The organism is Paenibacillus barcinonensis (assembly GCF_003217495.1).
In the GTDB taxonomy this organism is placed as follows: domain Bacteria; phylum Bacillota; class Bacilli; order Paenibacillales; family Paenibacillaceae; genus Paenibacillus; species Paenibacillus barcinonensis.
The window spans coordinates 108,582-128,148 of the sequence record NZ_QJSW01000012.1; the positions used below are offsets into that span (position 1 = coordinate 108,582).

Sequence of the window (19,567 nt, forward strand, 5' to 3'; positions counted from 1 at the left end):
GTCTACTTGTCTTTATTGAACAGGAGTACTGTAATCAGCAAATTAAAGGTTAGCATCGGCATCAAGGATATCAATACTGTCACAAGGCTATATCCCGTACAAAACCGCCAATAACAAACCTCCTTCTGGCGAAGCTTTTTTTTATCGTTTATACTTGTAAAGCCAATTTACTTGAGGAGTTGTCTAACGAATCATGAATAAAAAAGAAGTCGCGCACATTCGCAAACAATTCAAGCTGGATCATGATCTGCTGAATATTTACGACATCCTGAATGTCTATATTACGAAAGAAACCAATGAAGTCTATCACTGGGAACGCCATCCGTTTGAGCTGGTGGATCGGGAGAAGCAAGAGCTATACATGGGCAATTTCAAAAAATTGCTGACAGGCGAGCTCGATCAGAAGCTGTTCGAGCTGAAATTTCAGGAAGAAGCGGAAGAGCCTGCACAAGTGATGCTTCACCAGGCGCTGGTTACAGGTGACCCCGATGAATGGCAGGATCTGATGCTGCTGCTCGTGGACCGCATGCTGGCCGATGCCAAGTATGAACGGGATATGGTCGTTACCTTTATTAAGGGGCAGTATTATTTGCCGACCAAAGCCCGAAATGATGAAGCCGAAGAGAGTGAGAAAAACGAGGTGTTTGCTCATCCCTTCATTCTGTGCAGTGTGAATTCCACGGAGAAACAGCGGAAGACGTTGCTCTTCGACTATGTGGAGCGGGAGTTCAAATATAATATCATCGTTGATCCGATCATCAAATTAAGCACGCCTGAGCAGGGCTTTCTGTATCCAAGCGTGACGGACAATTATTCGGATGTGAACCGGGTGTTGTATTGTACGGGTAAATCCAATTTCCCGGACCCGCATTTTGTAGAAAATGTGTTGAATGGGGAACGGTCGGTTACAGCGTTAGAGGAGCGGGCGATTTTTGAGGATATCGTTAAGGAGATCACAGGAGAGCAGATGGATGCGACCACGCTGGCTCATGTGTATGAAGAGATTAACCGGGTCATTGAAGTGAATGAAGAATCACATGAGGAAGAACCGCCCAAGCTGGATTACAAAGACGTTGAACGTCTGCTTACCGCCAGCGGTGTTGAAGACCTGACCACCGAGAAGGTGGAACGGGCCTTTGAAACGATCGTAGACAACAAAAATTATGAACTGAAAGCAAACAGTGTGATGCCGAAGTATACCTCCAAATCAATCAAGATTGATACGAAGGTGGCAACCATCTCGATTAGTCCGCAGGACCTTAAATATGTGAGACAAGTCAACTACCAGGGAAGACGTTGTATCATGATTGAGGTGGATGAGGACGCAGTGATTGAAGGATTCACACTTGCGACAGAGAATCTGTAAATAATCATGTGAAACATACAAGAAGCCCAAGCCTGAGGTTGGTTATACCGCCTGGCTTGGGCTTTAATATATCTAGCTTTGACGCATCAGTTGCTGGATATCAAAGGACGGGCGCGAGCCGAGCTCCTCTTGCAGATGTTCTTCCAACCGTTGATACTGCCACTGTGCTTCTGTGCGCCGCCCCAAGGACAGGTACAGCATAATCATCTCACGATGAATGTCTTCCCGAATAGAGTCAATCTGCAGAATCCGATCCAAATAATGAAGGGCCCTCCAGGGCTGATTCTGCTGAATATGATAATGTGCGGCCGTCTCCATTGTTGTAACAAAGTCCATTTCCAGCTGTCTTGACCATGGCATAGCCCATTCGTAATGTCGTCCCTTCAACAGCTCCCCTCGATAAAGAGTATCCATTCGTTCAAACATCTCAGGCTGATAGGTGGAGGTTTGACGTATTTCACGCAATAAGGCTTCGAACTCGTACAGATCACATTGGATGACTTCACGATCCATACGAATTCCGTTGCGATCCTTCTGGATCATTGGAACATCACTGTTATCTCCGATTGCACGTCTGACATAATACAGTGTTGAGTTGATGTTAGTCCAGGCCTTCTGAGGACTAAGGTCTTTCCATAATGTATCTGCAAGGGCGTCACGGCTTGTTGATTTCGTATATAGGAGGAATGCGAGTAATTCCTCGGTTTTTGGTGTTCTCAGTTTGACAGGGCTGTTTGCATCGGTCCCCCCAAGTACAGTGAATTCACCAAAGAGCTTTACCGTTAAACGGGGAGCCGGGGCATTCGGCTCAGGCAAGGCTGGGGTGTCTCGAAGCCGCTGCCGCAAGCGCTGTATGCTGCTGCTTATACGCTGGGCAGTCACTGGTTTAATGATATAATCAGTAACTTCCTTTTCAAAAGCCTGAACGGCATACTCATCATACCCCGTTACAAGCACGATGGGCAGGGAGGCATGATGCTTCCTCAGTTCACCAATCAGCTGCATGCCTGAGATGCGCGGCATTGTAATATCGAGGAAGGCCGCATCGAAGCTGTGCTGTGCTGCATACTCACAAGCTTTCTCCGGGTCCTGAAACACTTCGCACACCTCAACGTCTCCACTTTCCGTCAATATTCGCTTTAGCCGCTTGAGCGACAGGTCCTCATCGTCTACGATGATTACTTTCATCATGTAATATGCCTCCGTTAGCCTTAGTGCTGTGGTGCTGGATAGGAAGATCAAACGTAATGCGAGTCCCTTCACCATCATGGCTTTCCATCTGAAAATCTCTGTTATACAGCAGCTTCAGTCTGCTGGATATATTCCATAAACCTACACCCGTGCTGCCGTCAGAGACCTGCCGGATATCGTTCATTTTCTGTTGTGTCATACCGATGCCGTTATCCTCTATGGTAAACCTTGCTTCTGCTTCATTCAGATTGCGAATGGACAGCATGACACGTCCACCACGAACACGCGACATCAGACCATGCCGAATGGCATTTTCAATTAAAGGCTGCAGCGTCAGAGGCGGGATGTGCATGTTGCGATCCACATCGGCGTCTACATCAATAATGACTTCCAGCCTTGATCCGAAGCGGGCCTGCTCAATTGCGACATAGGCTTCGATCATGTCCAGTTCATTCTCCAGACTGGTCTTGGAGTCCAGATGTTTGAAATGCACACTGCCCCGCAAATAATTGGATAATTGCAGAATCAATCGTTCTGCCTCATTCGGTGCATCGACACATAATTCTGCAATGGCGTTCAAGGCATTGTATAGAAAGTGCGGGTTGATCTGGGACCTCAAAAAGGAGATCTCGGCATTACGCGCGGCCTGCACTGATGTTTTCATCCGGGTCAGACCACCGATCCGCGCCAGCAATTCCTCCGATTCAAAGGGTTTGGATACAAAATCGTTAGCGCCCTTTTCCAAAGCCAGCTTTAACTGATGAGCCTTGTTGCCAGCGGTCAGCATGAGCACAGGCAGCTCGGAAGGCGAGAAGCGCTCCCGGATGCGGTCCAGCAGCTCATAGCCTGACATACCCGGCATCATGATGTCTGCTACGACCAAATGTATGGCAGGAAGCTGATTCAGCAGCTCCAATACGGAATCAGAGCGTAAAGTAGCGGCATAACTATAACCTTCCAGCTTCAGCAGACTGCTGATCGTTTGCAGGTTGGCTGCATCGTCATCCACAACGAGAATCCACTCGGGCCTGCTCCCTTTCATAATGATAGGCTCATCATGTCTAAGAGCTTGATGACCAGAGACAGCAGGAGGCATGCTGAGAGGAGTTACATTAGCTCGGTTTTCCTTTTTGCCTTCGGCAAGGGGAAAAGTGACCACAAACGTTGCGCCTTCACCCGGTACCGATTCCGCATGTATGGTTCCGCCATGCATTTCAACGAGCTTGCGCGTAATGCTGAGACCCAGCCCCGTGCCCCCGGCAACCATTGGCCCTGCCTCGGCCTCCTGCTCGAAGGGCAGGAAAATGTATTCCAGTTTGTCGGGGCGGATGCCGCGCCCGGTATCCGTAACACGTACTTCAGCTTTTCCCTGAATAAGAGCAGCACGTATACGCACAGAGCCTTGCTCGGTAAATTTGATTGCATTACCAATCAGATTATGCAGGATCTGCACAAGTCGGTTTCCATCTGCATATATCAACGGAAATTTAGTCGGGATCTCGTTCAGCAGCTCCAGCTTTTTCGTTCCCAACAAGAAGGAGTGCATTCGCATAACAGAATCAACATAAGAGGACAGATCCGTAGCGGAGCGATGCAGGATGATGTCTCCATGCTTCATTTTGGAATAGTCCAGCAATTCATCCACCAAATAAGTCAAACGTCTCCCGCTTCCCGTCACAATGGCCAGATTATGTGCCTGATCCTCCGTGAGCGGGCCTTCGGAGCCTCGAAGCAGACTTTCGCTAATATTGACGATAGCGTTGAGCGGTGTTTTCAACTCATGCGAAGTGTTGGACAGAAAATCATCCTTCACCTGATCCAGCAAGAGAAGCTGATCCTTGAGCGAGCGAACGGTACGGTACGCCTCGAAAAAACGAAGCACAACAAGGAAGAGCATCAGGATGCTGAATAAAATGATGGAGAACTGTCCGATATTCACATTTTCTTTGAGTGATATAGAGAACAGGTTCACATCGAGACAGTACAGCGTAATACAGAGCATTGCGGCGTACCACAGGAAGCTGGATAGACGCTCACCCTTCTCGCTAATGACATATCGTATGGCACATTGTATGAGCAGCCATAGTAACACCAACGTATACAGCCCAATCACGAACGGTGCCGTCAAGACGTAAACAGAGATGGGGAGAAACGTGAGCAGGCCAATATAAGCCCCTAATATAAACAGTGTTATCGAGGTTAGTATTCCGGACATCATGCCCGATCTGAAGCGGTAGAAATAAAAGATTAACAGGCCAAGACAAGTAACGGAGCAGAAATCTTTATATTTGTACAACGTATTAAATGAAATTTCCGGGCTGATTCCCGCCAGCACACGTTCACTGATCATGCCGTTGTAGAGGGCATAGAACAGGCAGATGAGGCCGAGAATCAGCAGGGAGTCATCCCGGTTGTGATACAGGGCAGATCCCAAATAGCTGATGAGAAAAATAATTGAGATCGTGGCCAGTACAGCCATCGTCGCCAGTTCAATGGCTGTGCGATTCTGATGGCTTTTTAGCATGGCAGTCTGTTCTCCGAAAAAGAGTGGACCGGAGATGCCTGCATTGGGATAGTCGTAGTTGGCGACACGAACCAGTATTTCAATATCGCCGCCATGATACGGGAAAAATCCGATTTGCGGTGAATTGCCTGCCTGGTAACCTGCTGTCTTCTCCATGGCTTGTCCATCTTGCATCAGTTTGGCACCATTGACATAAATTTCGCTGGCGAAACGAATGTTGCTTTTCTTGATGGCGAGTGTACCCTCGATAGGCGTATTGCGAAGTACAAGCCGGTATGTAGCATAACCGTGGGAGGGCAGGTGCTTGCCGCCCACCTGAAGCTGTCCCCAAGTACCTGGAACCTCTGCGTAATCAAGAGATGTTCGTGTTCCATGTTGTTTCCCGTTCTCCATGTGATTTGGAACAGATAGTAGCTGCTTCCAATAAAATTCCCATTCACCGTCGAGCCTGATTCGATTCTCCTGCTTCGGGTTCCAGGTTGAAAGATCCAGAATGCCATGACGTGCGTGGAGCGCGGCAGATTGAGGCTCTCTTACCGTGTATAGAACCAGCAGCGTAACAGCAACAATCACGGTGAGAACAACACCTGAAATTCGTAATAACACGTTCTGCTGCTCCTTTGGGAGATTTGCCAATCATCTCTAGTATTCTATCGGAATTGTAGCGGATATCTCAGAGGGCTGCAATTGAATTTCGACAATTTTCTTTGTTTATTTTTTGTTTATTGTCATCCTATATAATGCAGGTGCACGATATGTCGAAAGAACCTAGTGAAAGTATCTAAAGACCTATATTTGTGTTACCAAGGGCTTATAGAGTTGGGAGATGGAGAGGGGGGCTACAATGCGGTATGGACAGAAGGTCATGACAGCTCTGCTTGGTTTTCTGCTGATGGTTGTGTGTCTGGGCAGTTCTGCAGAATCTGCAATTACGTACGCGGAAGGCGGCCGATCGCCACAGGTGTTCTCGGAAGCAGAGCAGGTTTATTCATCGGCGGCTCAAGCGGTGTTTTATCTGAAAGCATATCGCAAGGACGGTACGCTGAAAACGGTGGGCTCCGGATTTGTGATCGAAAATGGACAAGCGCTTACAGCAGCTCATGTGGTGAAGGATGCGGTCTCATATGAGGCTGTGTTTGAGGATGGCTCTGTACAGAAGCTTCTCGTGCTTGGTGTCGACGGAGAGACGGATGTGGCGTTGTTGTCTGTAAAAGATACGCTGAAACGTCCAGCACTTGCTTTGTCTGTTGATAGACCCTCTGCAAGGCATGGACAAAGATCGTTTGCGATCGGTTATCCGCTCAAGGATGGCAAGATCATCACCGAGGGTATTGTGAATGCTCCTATGGCTGAGGTGAACGATGTGACTCGTTTACTGACTTCGGCACAAGTGTCTCCGGGGATGTCAGGTGGTCCGTTGTTGAATGAAGAGGGGCGAGTTATCGGATTAATCTCCGGCTCCTTTCGTACGATGAACGGCATTCACATCTGTGTAACGGTGGAAGACATGCGCAAGCTTTTGAAGAAATCAAATCCATAACGGGGAAAAGGAGAATCTCTGCATGCTCAAAAAGGTAGGATTATGCTTGCTTGCGGCTTTGCTTGCACTGACCTCGTTCAGTTGGCCGCAAATGACTTCAGTTTCCGCGGCAGCGGGCTACACGGATGTTTGGATTCCGAACGGTGGCGGCAAAATTATTAATCAGGGAGATATGCCCTCCTGGAATAACAATATTAAAAATTTTGATGCGAACAGCTTTGGCATTTTTGCGGGTGGTGCGCCAGGAACATCGGTAGATAAAAACAAAATCAGATCATTTAGTGCAGGGCATGTCCAAGCAGATGGTTTTGGTACATTCACTGCCAAAATTTCGGTAGCGAACAATCTGTCTTTAAGGCGTCTTGCTGAACCTGGTCAAGCCAAAATGCTTTTGAAGATTGGATCAGTGGATGCCCTTATGAATAGTGCACAATTTCTTGTCATTATTAATGGGAAAGTAAAATTTGAGCAGCTCAGTGGCGGATCAGTGAACAGCTCATGGATTGCTTTTGATAGTAACGATACCATCGAAATTCACATGGGGGGGTTCTTTAAAGGCGCCAGCGACATCGAGCTTTATTTCGCGGACATCACACCGCCTACATATAACGGTAACACCTTTACACATAACGGAGTTGTTCGGTTTAATGCAGATCCGGCTGTACAGAAGAATGAGCTATTTCTGAAACAAGGCAGTTACATGAACCTAGCGCTGAATTTCAGCGAACCGGTATTTCCTTCCTTTGCAGAGGATGCTTCGGATCGAGTGAATGACAGGTTCAGCTTTATGCGAACAGAGCTATTCAGCAATCCGGGGGGAGACGGATTCGAACCTTCGGTTTATTATCTGACCAGCGCAGACAGCGGCTACAGTGATTTTGCTAATGGTGGATTGGATCGGAACATCCATGCACGTTCCAGATTTAATTTCCGTTATCAGGCTGCGATGAATGATAGTACGGGTAATGTCCCGATTGATCCCAAGCGTCTGGTCGCACCTTCAGAGGCAGATCGACCAACCTTCCTGGAACGGATGAATGCGGCAGGTTTCACAGATGGGGCGGGTAATCCGGTTCCAGCCTTTAACGGCATTGGTACTGTTCCTTTTGCAGATAATGCAGAACCTGGCGGCACATTCCGCACCATTATCGATGCTCGGGTTCCTCAATACTCGGCATCCCGCAACGGTGTGCAGCCAGAGGTGCTGACAGGACTTGTGCTGAACAAGGGCGATGTTGTCGATTTTACCGTATATCTCAACGAGCAGGTCATCAGTGCATTTAAGCCGACTGAGGACACATGGCTCAAATTCTCCAATGGATTGACCGCCGCTTACGTCAGCGGTCAGAACAGCAATACATGGACATTCCGCATGACTGTGCCGGATGGCAAAAGCATAGAAACGTCACAGCTGGAGACGGCTGCATTGGAGCATGCTGGCAATCCGGGGGATGGAAAAGCCTTAACCGATTATGCAGGCAACGTACTCGTTGAACCCGTCAAGAAGATCGAATGGGCAGATCTGTCTGTGGACAATACCGCTCCTGAAGTCAATTTTGTTTATGAAAATCAGGATGGAGAAGTTATCCCCGAAGGACAGTATGTGGGAAATGGTTCGTTTACGATTCAGGCGTTTGATCCCGACTTGAATGGTCAGGCCAGCAAAGGCTTGTTTCGTCCGGGCAACGGTTCAGGACTGGTATATTATGTGCTGAATCAAAGCCAGGCTGATCCTTTTGCAGGGAAGAACGATAACTTTGCAGCTGTGAAACGATTTTCTCTGACGCAGAAGCAGCCAGCAGACGAGCTATACCCCTCAGGATATGAGGGAGTGACACTGTCAGCAGGGCAGAACGGCATCAAAGTAAAACTGCCTGATGACGGTACACCCCTGAACGGGAATTGGTACCTGCACACATGGACAGCGGACATGACATGGGATTCTGCGCGTCAACGGATGCAGTATGACAAGGGAAGTGCGGAACGGGCCGCTTATCTTGCCCAGCACCCGGATGCAACCCCTGCGGAGCTGGAGGGATATTATCGACAGCATATACTTCCTAACCTTTCGGATTATGGAAACGTTACGCAATGGCCGCTTTCCGATTACATGCAGGACGACTCGAACTGGTCTTATCATGTTGGTTTGCTCAAGATCGACAACGATGATCCAAGCGTTGTGATCGGCAATGTGGTAGACAACAATTCGGACAATGTGAAGGCTACGGTCAAAGCGACGGACCCAACCTCTTCCATTAAGGATAATAAGATTCAGTACCAGTTTGTAGCAGCAGGCAAAAATGTTACTGCTTCCGGCTGGCAGCATGCTGCACTAAATGCGGCAGGGGAGGTCGAAATAACGACCTTGAAAGACCCGGCAATTACCAAGGGCGGTCGTTATGAGCTGCATGTCAAAGCACAGGATGTTGCGGGTCATTCAGCAACAGCTGAGCCGAAAGCGGTGGATGTGCTGGTCATTTCCACGAAATTCAAAGCTTATCCCGGCGCGTATGCAATCAATGACGGACCGGACTTTACAGTGGCTGGTATTCCGATTGATACTGCCGAGTACCAGTACACCCAAAGCTCCGAGCGTCCTGCGGGCAACAGCCAATGGACTGATTTTAAAGATGCACCTAAAGAAACCAAGCTGGGCGATGTGGCTGCCGAAAAGTACAGCTTCCCGGCCGACAAAACGCTAAATGGCACATGGTATGCCCATGTACGCATCAAACAGCAGGATACTGGACGGTACTATTACTACTATCAGGAGTACAAGTTTGATCATTTGCCGCCAACTGTGAAATTTGGTTCTCAAGGCTACTTGTATCCAATGCCGGAGCAGTCTGTACAGATTGATGTATCCGATACGCTGGTTGACTTTGCAGGTGTGGCCGCCAAGAACATCCGTTACCAATGGATCAAGGTGGTCGAGGGACATGAGGAGCAGGAACCCGACCCGGATGGAAAAGGCTGGAGCACATCACCTGCGGATCGCCTCATCACGCTTCAGGTGGACAATAAAAAAGATAACGGAAACTATCGCCTGTACGTGTATGCCACCGATAGCTTGGGGAACGGCAAACTGTTTCACACCAGCGGTCTATTCTCCGTGTTTTATTTAAGCAGTGAACCGCCTGTGGGCAGCGCACGTTTGATTCGAACCGAAGGGCCGGGAGATGACGGATATACCGCCATTATGGAGCTGACGGTTGACGTACCGGCCCAGGAAGGATATTTCTACTCCGTGTCCACGAATGGTGGAGACAACTGGAGTACATGGCTGCCGTATACGAATTATGTAGGTGTGCCTGTGGACACCAACGATGTGGGCCAGCTGAAGTCCAAAGTTCGTGTGAAGTTCAAAGGCTTTTACGACAATATCAGCGAGATTGTAACACCTGAGATTCAGATTCAGGATGCTCCTGCCTATGCCCTCGCTTCATTGGAAGAGATCATGCCGGTTCGCGGTGGAGAGAAAGTGCAGCATGGCGGACAGAATCAGGGTCAGGACATCGTATTTGATCTGGTAGAGGGCAAGACGGTGAAGCCAACCGGCAGTAACCCGGAAATGCCGGAGACGCTGGAGGCGAACAAACGCTTTAAAATTTACCGGAACGGAAGCTATTCCTTCACGGTGAAGGATGGCGACAATACAGCGACTGTATTTATCGTGGTTTCCAATTTTGATGATACGCCGCCAGTAGTAAATGTGAAATATTCGACGATTGCAGCGACTAACGGAGCAGTGAAGGTCAGTCTGAAATCCAGCGAACCGATTCGGATTACGAATCTGCCAACCTCAACCAAAACCTTCCATGAGAATGGAGAGTTTACGTTTGAATATGAGGATGCGGTCGGGTTCACCGGAAGTGTGACAGCGACAGTAAGCAATATTGATACAACACCGCCGGAAGCCGACATTACGCTGCATTATAATCATCCAGACCTTAAAGCCTTAATCCGTTATGGCACGGGTACGGCAGTCGTGGACAGTGCGGGGGATGGCTACAGTGCAAACGGGGAATTCACTCATTTTGCCGTTCCGACACGTGATAATGTTCTTGCCTCCAATCTGATTGTGGCTCAAGTGACACCCAAAGCAGGAGGGGTTCCTGACTATCAGGTAGTATCAAACAGCTCAGGCACAAATCAATCGTCGATTGTGATGAAATCGGGCAACAAAGCACGATTCTCGCTGGCAGATGCTGCCGGGAACAGCGCAAAAATCGAATCGGATGTTATCTCGACATTGGTTGGCTCTATTCCTGCGGTAGACGAGATTACGATGGTTCGGGTGGATGATGACGGACAAATTATGGATGATAGCAAGCTTGTACAGATCGGAGAGCATGGATATTCCAAAGGTAAAGTACGTGTAAGCCTGGTGATGCCAACAGCGGCAATGGAGGGCAATGTCATTTATGCGGGAGCAACGCCGGTATCGAGTTTCAGTGGTGAGTATACAACCAATGGTGAGCACTCCATCCTGCTCTCGGATCTGCTTGGCAACAAGAGGCAACTTAACTTCACTATAGAGGGTCTGGATAATACGGCACCAACAATTCGTCTCAATAAAACATCTACAACACTGTTGCAAAACAAACCGGGCTTTAGTCTGATTGAAGATCTGGGTGGCTACGTGGTGAGTGACAATCTGTCGACAGCAGAGAACATTCAGGTAACTGCGGCTGAATATGTGCTGGAAGGCGGGCAATACGTGGACAAACCGCTGAACCTGAATGTTACGGGAAAACACACCCTTCGTTACACTGCCAAGGATCAGCTCGGTAACGTAAGTTATGCCCTTCAAACGGTATTTGTTCGTTCAAGTGACGGCATGTTTGTAACAGCCAATGGCATTCCGCTGTCTGATACCGAATCGGAAACAGCCATTGTTAACACGGGTATTGTTACGTTTAATGTGAGCCATTTCCGCACAGTTGCTTCTACGGGTGGAACCAAGCTGGAGAATGAGCTCGGCACATACGACGTGTATTACTTCCCTGGACTTGTGCGAGAAGGACAGATGAAATATATCGCAACCAAAGTAACGTACAAGGAACTGGTCAGCAAGGATTTCAAGGTCACGCTGCCCAAAGCCGGATGGTACACCATCGTAGTGCAGAATCAGGAACGCGAACGCGTATACTCCACACTGCTCGTTAACCGGGCCAATTAGAGAAACGGAAGGGGTTCACCCATGCGACGGAAGAACATCATACGAATGATTGCGGCGATGATGGCTGCAGTAATGCTGATTAGTGTGCTGCCGCTCCATATTGCTGCAGCAGCAGTTTCTGCTGCGGGTACAACATCCATCAAGAACGGGTTCATTAAAGTAACGGTGGATAATGCAAGCGGCCGCTTCAGCATCCGCACCGAAGACGGACAACCTATTCGTAAAAAGGATAACGGCGTAGATATGATCTTTGGCGGAGATAACCCGGAGACCTCTTTTACAACGTTTAAGATTAATGGAACGGACCTGATTTTCGGTAATCCGTATAAAATGGCGCCCAACTGGACCTCGGAGGTGACCCCTCCGAAGGTCGTTACAGGAAATGACGGTACACAGAGCCTGGTGACCGTCTGGACTGTTCAAGGCATTCGTATCAGTCAGATTATCACTTTGCTGCTCAAGGAAGATAAGGATCAGGGCGGTAATGCACGTGTGCAGTACGTTGTAGAAAATACAACGGATGCCAAAGTAGAGATCGGCTCACGTGTATTGCTGGATACCTCTGTTGGTGGCAATGACGGGCCTGCATTCCAGATCGGACAGAACTATTCAGTTCCGTTGACGGTGGAGCGCAAGCTGGTTCATGAGCCGGAGAAACTTGGTTATGACAAAAACGTGGACGAGCAGGCCTATAATCTGCACAAGCTGCCCGCATACTGGGTTATGCGGGATAAGCTGGAGCCAGGGAACCCGTCCGCAACGAACGTCATCGCCTACGGCTTCAACAACTTGTTTGAAGGTGGCATCAACATCGTAGATGAGATGGTTGTTGCACATTGGGCTAACCTGGCTGGCACGAAATGGGATTATGAACCAGATGAGAATCTGGATTATACCCAGGATACGAACAGGTACGGCACCGCAGATACCGCTGTCGCTTATTATTGGCAGCCCGATACGGTACAGGCTGGTGGTCAGCATACGTATGAGCTTGTATACGGTCTGGGTGAGATTGTGTCACCAGAGAAGGTTTTTGACGTACGTTTCCTCGATCCAACACAGAAGCTGGAGACCAACGAGGATGAGACAGGTTATATGCGAGATGGCATATTTGAAGTGAACACCGAGATCGAAAATCTGGAGATGTTCGGCATGAATCACAGCCGAGTAGATGTGACGTTGACACTGGAGAACGGCTTGAACTTTGTGGATGAAGACGGCAAGGAGCTGAATACGAGAAGCCAGAAGCTCAGCTTCCGCAAAGACGTTCCGCCAGAGCAGGCTGCGCAGGGCGTGGAATTTATTCCATACAAGCCCGGTGAAACTGTTGCCGCCAAATGGCGAGTAAAGGGCACGGGTAAAGCCTGGCCTTCCACACGTCAGTACATGGTTACTGTAAGCAGTCCGGAAACGGAGAAAAAGCTGGAGACCACGATCAGTGAGAGCAAGGAGCTTCCGGAAGCGGAGATTCGTGCGATCTATGAATCGTCGAGGGCAGGTTTTATTTTCCTGCCGCCTGTTGGCGAGCTGCGCAAAACACTGGTGTACGCGTTATCGCCAGAGGAAACGTTCAGCAAGGATGAGAAATACATCACGCTGAACCTGTCCAATATTGCGGCATACAATGTCGGTAATGAGGCTACATCAACAGCAGCTAACTTTGATATGTACCTGGTGAACGTCAAGAACGGAGATCGCTACAAAGTTCCGGTGACCCGTTCTGTAACCACACAGCCGCTTGGCAATGGTTTCGCGGGAGACCTGAAACTGATCTATCGCGGAGGGGAAAAGGTCAAACCGGACGGGACAACACTGGAAGTGCTGAACGATTCTGTCCTGCCGCTTGGCGAGTATGCTGTACAGCTCGATTACAAGGACAAAACGATTCCCGAGTTATCTGAAGCACTTAGCTTCACAACAAGCCAGACGTTTGCTGTAACAGACAATGAAGAAAACCGTGTTCGTAAGGCTGGTATTCTCGCTGTATACAAAACGAAACTGGATCTGAATGCAGGTGCAGGTGACAAGGCGGCATTCGCAGATGCTCTACCATGGACGTATGGGAATCTGACAGATGCACAATTCAAAACAAGACTGGAGCAGGACAGAGCAAGATTCACAGCTGCGAAGCAGGAGATGGTTACGGCCTCCCGCAAGCTTGATCCTGCACTGGACATTGCCGGGGCGCTCAATGCAGCAGAATCGCCGGTATATGCTGTGCAAACGTTTGAGGATGAGAAGTCCTTTGACAGGTTCAAAAATGAACTGGACGAAGACGAAGAGCAGGAAGTTGTGCTTGAAGTGCGCGGTAAAATCGTGCAGTCTGGTACAGGCGTAAACGCTCAATATACGGTCCAATCCGATACCGAACCGGCAATCCTCAACCAAAGTGTTGCCTACAAGGGTAAGGATCTGACCATCTCCACCGGTAAATTCCCGCTGGCCGATCGGTTGAAGGCTAATACCGATACCCCGTTCCTGCAGTCGCTATTTGTAGGCGGAGACGGCACGTTGAGTGTGGCCAATAGCGGATTTGTCTTTCATTCCGGGGAGTGGACCGTCGATTTCTACAACGGGTTCGACAAGTCACTCGGTACCGAATCGAAGCTAAGCGATGAAGAGCAGGCCTGGGAGGAGGGACGCAACCCTGAAGACCCTACCCTGAACGGAACGCTGACGTGGGCGAACGGTATGATTGGTGACGCACTGAACCCCTATCGGACATTGCTCGTATCGTATGTGTATTTTAACAAACATACGTTGTTCACCACGCCATCCTTCTCGCTGAACGGGTTTGGCTTGAAGCTGAATGATTTCATTTTGAGACAGGATGGGGTTTCATTCGGCGGTGCAATAAAGATGTTTATCGTTGATGGTGAAGTGAAAAACGTCATGTTCAACAAATCGGGGTTTGTGGGCATCGAATCCGCATTGAAATTCCAGCTGGACAACAGCATTGGTTTATTCAAACCAGACTCCGAGGATAGCATCAAAGGCGGCATTGATGTCACGCATTATAAAGACCCGAACAAATACGGGGTAATGAATTCATATGGTGTTAATTTTGAAGCCAAACTGGAGAATCTGTTCTCTATTAGCGCAGAGCTTGCCTTCAAACGTGTTCCAGATGGTCGGATTATTCCTGACGTGATCGCGTTTGGATCAGACCTTCCTGATCCGGGTATCCGCATTAATCCGGCAACCAAAATCTCAAGTTTGCGCGGAGCGGTTCGTGAACTTGCCATGACCATTGCTGGCGGGACAGAGCGTTTGCCGCTCACACTTGAAGCAGGCATCGACATGGAGATTGGTCAGAAGCCTGCGGTCTTCTCAGGCAGTGTGGATCTGACACTGAAGGCGACTGGTTTCAAAGTGGTAGGCAAACTGGGCTTTGGCGAAGGCAGCAAGGTCATTCCAATGCTGACCGAAGCACTGATTCAGACGCAATGGGCCAGCCCGATGTTTATCCGTGCCCGTGCGCAGATTGATGTCGGTGGCTGGGATATTATTGTCGGCAGCGCCAGCTTGTTTATCGGTGAGAACCTGGAGAAGGGACGCGTCGATTTTGAAGGCATGGTCAGCTCCAAAATACAAGTGCCGCGATCTGTCCCGGTGGTTGGCGGTATGGGCTTTGGCGTTCGTGCCGGGGCTAATAACGACCAGTTATGGGCAGGCATCTCTCTGTTATTCCTGACGCTCGGCATCAAGTATTATTGGGGCGGCGGCATCTCGTTTATGACCGATGGATCGGCATTGGATAATGAAGCACTCGCTAATCTTGCGATTAATGATCCAGAGCAGGGACCACGCTTGTTGCAGATTGGGACAGGTATTACAACCTTGGCAACCTCATGGGAGAATGAAGAGCCTGAGCGTTACGAGATTCGATATACGGCTGTTGCAGAGGGTATTGATATGATCGAGGACAGCTCGCAAAATCTGGGCATCGGCGGTATTCGCACGTCCAATGGAGGCAAGACTCATGTAATCCCGATGAACGGAGTCACAGGGGATGCGCTGCTGGAAGTGGAGTATTTTACAACAACCCGACCTACGCTCACCCTGAAACGAGATGACGGAAGTACGTACAATATCATCTTTGGGGAAGCATCGGATACAAATGCAACTGCATTTGAGCAGATCATCAAAGCTCCAAAAGAAGGCGACCTGAAGGGTGACGGTACAACTGTAACCAAGAAGGAAGAGCAGCAAGGCACGGATGTACGCCGCATTTATATTGCAATTCCGCAAGAGGATGCCAAAACAGGCAGCTGGACCTTGACCTCCAGTCAATCCGTTAAGTCCAAGCTGATGAACATTCCTGTACTCCCGGAACTCCGTTCTACGGGACTGGAAGTGAATGCGCAGGATGCGGATCAATTTACGGCACGCTGGACGGTGGATAATGCCTCGGCAGGGGATACGGTAGATTTGTACTTGTCTTCCGATCGCCTGCAAGGTGCAGTAACACCGGATGAGAAGGTTGATCCGGGTATTATGATTGCCAAAGGCATTGAAATCGAGAGTGCCGACATTGATGTAGACGGTCGTGCCTCGGGTGAGATGAATTTTGACGTGAAGCATATGGCGTATTTGGGGGGAGCCGATCTTCGGGGTCTGCTGCAGCAGGGCAAATATTATTTGCGAACTGAGCTCAAGACAGATATGGCGTTCTCCGTCCTGTCGTCTGAAGAGGTCTATACACTCATAGACCCGCTGGCTCCAGTGGCTGTGCCATTTGTGGAAACCAAGAGTATCGGTAACGGTATGCTCGATGTAACCTTCCCTGCAATCGCGAAAACCGTAGCGGAAGAGGCTGACGGGTTCATGTATATTCTGACTGCATCAGATGAGCAGGGACAGTTGTACGAGGCATTTGGAGAGGAAGGCTACAGTGAATCTGATCTGAAGGCCTCACTCAAGGAGGGTCAATACCATGTGACGGTCGGCGGCTGGAATGCACTGGGGACTCCTAAGCTGGGAGCGGATGGAAAGGTGCTTCGCAATGCGGACGGTACGATTGTAATGGAGGATAAGGAAGTCCGACATTCGGGGCTGGAGCCAGGCAAAACGTATCGCATCGGGGTGACCGTTGCGCGTAAACCGGCCTCGGATGACAAGGGCAACCTGCGTCTGTCTACAACTACTTACAGTGAGGGGAAACGGCTTCCAGTTCCGACAGGCCCGTTACTCTCACTGAATAATAAACAAGTGGTGAACAACAAGGTGGAGATGGTGACTCGTTCGGGCGAGGTAACTGTCAACGCCGCTTCCGACCAGTCTAACGTGGTTGTGGAGGCATCTACAGATGATGCTGTGCTCGGAACCTATAATTTGGGCACAACAGATAAGATGAAATTTAACTTTGCGGTGGATGGCGTCTATGCGGTGCAGCTCAAGGCGAGAAATACCAGTACGGGAGATACATCGGTAACGATGTTGTATATCACTGTAGACACGACGGCTCCAATGATCTATCTGGAATCGCCGTCTCAGGGTGAACGTACACAGGGAGGCAAGGCGCTCGTACAGGGTACGACCATGACTGATGCTGACATTACCGTAACGGATGCGGATAGCGACAAAACGTTGGCACAGTTTAAACCTGATGATAACGGTGACTTCAAGCATGAGGTGCCAGTGGACGGAAGTCGTTTGAAGACCCGCTTGCGGATCAAGACCGAGGATGCTGCGGGTAACGTGAACTCAGCGGTGGTTGAGGTGTTAAACGGGCAGTTCAAGCTTCCACGCAGATTGAAAATGGTCATGCCTGAAGAACTCGTTGCAGGCGGAGAGCAAGCATCTGTTCAGACCTATGTGGAATACACAGATGGCACACGTGAGCTTGCGGACAGCAGTAAAATGACGTACAGCATGGTCAACGGGGAAGCCAATGTTTCCTTGGAGCAGAATGGGATGCTTACGGGTAAACGTGTCGGTGCTTCGCTGATTCAGGCAGCGTATTCCTGGGAGGGTACTGAACTGAACACCATGGACGTGGTCTCTGTTGAAGCACCGAAGACGGGAACGGCACCACCGGATTACATGGATACGATTAAAGCGTCAACGATTGGTACAGGTAAAAAAGGAGAAACACGAGTGGCAATCAGCGCAGCCGGACATAAAGGCAATATGGCTGGAAGCGAACTGGCATATCGCGTGTTTACGAGTAAGGCACAGGTGCTATTGCCTACGTTTGAGCAGGATATCAGCGGGTGGAGTACATTGCCTGCAGATAAAATCATCAAAGCCAAGCCTGGCGAGTGGATTATCATTGCCAAACGTACGGTGAAGGAGCCTAAACTGCTGACAGCAGCTTCTGCCGCAGTGAAGGTCAATGAACGAATTTCGGCGGATACAGAGGTTTCAAGCTCTGGCTCAGGTAGCAAAAACAGCAAGCCACCAGCATCCAACATTCCCTCAGGCCCATTAACTGTTGGGGGGATTGTAATTGACAGTACGGCTGCAGTACGTGACCTCAAGGCTCCGCTGGAACTGGATGGGGTGAAGCAGGAAGGGCTGCTGCTGGTAGATATTACTCCAGGAGCTGACGGCCCGACAGTGATCGCTCATCCCGTAAGGGAAGCGCTGCTGAAGGCTTCACAGCAAGATCAGCGAATTCGTCTGCACGTGACAGGTCAGATGCAGCAGCTGCGTTTGGATCTCGATGCCGATCTGATCAAACAGCTCGCAGCAAAAGACATGGCGATGGATCTGGAGAGTGATTGGGGCAGCTATCGACTGGACTGGAGAGCGCTTGATGTGAAGGCAGTGGAGGCATCTTTCTCTGGACAGAAGGCAGAGGATATCCAGGTCAGCTTGAATGTAGGAAGGCCAGCAATGACTTATGAGCAGCATGCTGCCAAGCTGGCGAAGGAAGGCCGTATCGTTCCGAGAGGAACGCCAGTAGCCTTCGATATGATCGCAAGTGATGGAAGTAAAACGTTAGAGATCAACAAGCTTTTAAGCATGACAACGAAAGAACTGAATCTGCCTCAAGGGGAGGATGAGCGTTCCGTTTCCACGATTGTTGTACTCGAAGCAGATGGGAGTTTGCGTCACGTACCGACACGTTTTGAAGTCAGGGAAGGACGTACGATTGCGATTGCAAGCAGCATGACCAATAGCGTGTATTTGCCTGTGCATTATCAAACCTCATTCCGTGATATGAGCAATCACTGGGCTGCGGAAGCGGTAAATGATCTGGCATCACGTCTGGTGGTGAACGGAGTATCGGCTGCAAGCTTCGAGCCTGCACGTAGCATGACACGGGCCGAGCTTGCGGCACTGATGGTAAGAGCCTTTGGATTAAAGTCAGGCGCAGATGCAAATGCAGCCCAGGGGGTTACTGCATCCTTCACAGACGTTACTGCAAAGCACTGGTATAACGATGCTGTGCAAACGGCAACAGCCTATGGCTTGATGACAGGCTATAGCGGCAACCGCTTTGGGCCACAGGATGTGATGACGCGTGAGCAAGTAATGGTGATGCTGATTCGTGCCTACGAAATGGCTGGGCACACAGCACCGGCAGCAAGCAGTGCTGCCAGCGCGCTCGAAGGTTACACGGACGTATCAGGTCTGTCTTCATGGGCGAAGGACAGTGCCGCGCAAGCCGTGAAGCTGGGACTTATTCAAGGCAAGTCGGCAACAAAGCTGGAGCCTAAGGCGCCTGTAACTCGTGCCGAGATGGCAACCCTTGTCCGCAGATTGCTCGTGGAACTGGACCTGCTATAAGCAGGGCACGTTGCTTCTTCAATATGA

6 protein-coding genes are annotated in these 19,567 nt (G+C 49.6%); 4 read left to right on the top strand and 2 right to left on the bottom strand.

Translation table 11 applies throughout. The features are described 5' to 3' along the window. Nucleotides 1–193 precede the first annotated feature (193 nt). A complete protein-coding gene (locus DFQ00_RS18205) occupies nucleotides 194–1,366 on the top strand; it encodes a DUF4317 domain-containing protein (RefSeq protein ID WP_110897903.1) in 1,173 nt (390 codons plus the stop codon). Between the two features lie 72 nt (nucleotides 1,367–1,438). Here the strand turns inward: DFQ00_RS18205 and DFQ00_RS18210 are convergent, their stop codons facing one another. Next, nucleotides 1,439–2,557, bottom strand: a complete 1,119-nt coding sequence (locus DFQ00_RS18210) for a response regulator (protein WP_167433766.1) — start codon at nucleotides 2,555–2,557, stop codon at nucleotides 1,439–1,441. Then, nucleotides 2,529–5,687, bottom strand: a complete 3,159-nt coding sequence (locus DFQ00_RS18215; protein WP_110897905.1) for an ATP-binding protein — start codon at nucleotides 5,685–5,687, stop codon at nucleotides 2,529–2,531. Before DFQ00_RS18215 ends, DFQ00_RS18210 begins: the two co-directional genes overlap by 29 nt. Before the next feature lie 238 nt (nucleotides 5,688–5,925). On the opposite strand from DFQ00_RS18215, the gene DFQ00_RS18220 reads away from it, so the two are divergent. Genes DFQ00_RS18220 through DFQ00_RS18230 form a run of 3 tightly spaced genes read left to right on the top strand, consistent with a single transcriptional unit; the run spans nucleotide 5,926 to nucleotide 19,540 of the window. Next, complete coding sequence (locus DFQ00_RS18220; RefSeq protein ID WP_167433767.1) at nucleotides 5,926–6,621, top strand: S1 family peptidase; 696 nt, start codon at nucleotides 5,926–5,928, stop codon at nucleotides 6,619–6,621. Between the two features lie 22 nt (nucleotides 6,622–6,643). Next, nucleotides 6,644–11,803: a hypothetical protein gene (locus tag DFQ00_RS18225; RefSeq protein WP_110897907.1), complete on the top strand. Its 5,160-nt coding sequence runs from the start codon at nucleotides 6,644–6,646 to the stop codon at nucleotides 11,801–11,803. Between the two features lie 21 nt (nucleotides 11,804–11,824). Further along, on the top strand, nucleotides 11,825–19,540 hold the full coding sequence (locus DFQ00_RS18230; protein WP_110897908.1) for an S-layer homology domain-containing protein: 7,716 nt from the start codon (nucleotides 11,825–11,827) through the stop codon (nucleotides 19,538–19,540). Nucleotides 19,541–19,567 lie beyond the last annotated feature (27 nt).

What these genes read in the sequence shown, in the direction of transcription:
- DFQ00_RS18205 (WP_110897903.1), top strand. Translation starts at nt 194, where the DNA reads ATGAATAAAAAAGAAGTCGCGCACATTCGCAAACAATTCAAGCTGGAT.
- DFQ00_RS18210 (WP_167433766.1), bottom strand. Translation starts at nt 2,557, where the DNA reads ATGATGAAAGTAATCATCGTAGACGATGAGGACCTGTCGCTCAAGCGG.
- DFQ00_RS18220 (WP_167433767.1), top strand. Translation starts at nt 5,926, where the DNA reads ATGCGGTATGGACAGAAGGTCATGACAGCTCTGCTTGGTTTTCTGCTG.
- DFQ00_RS18225 (WP_110897907.1), top strand. Translation starts at nt 6,644, where the DNA reads ATGCTCAAAAAGGTAGGATTATGCTTGCTTGCGGCTTTGCTTGCACTG.
- DFQ00_RS18230 (WP_110897908.1), top strand. Translation starts at nt 11,825, where the DNA reads ATGCGACGGAAGAACATCATACGAATGATTGCGGCGATGATGGCTGCA.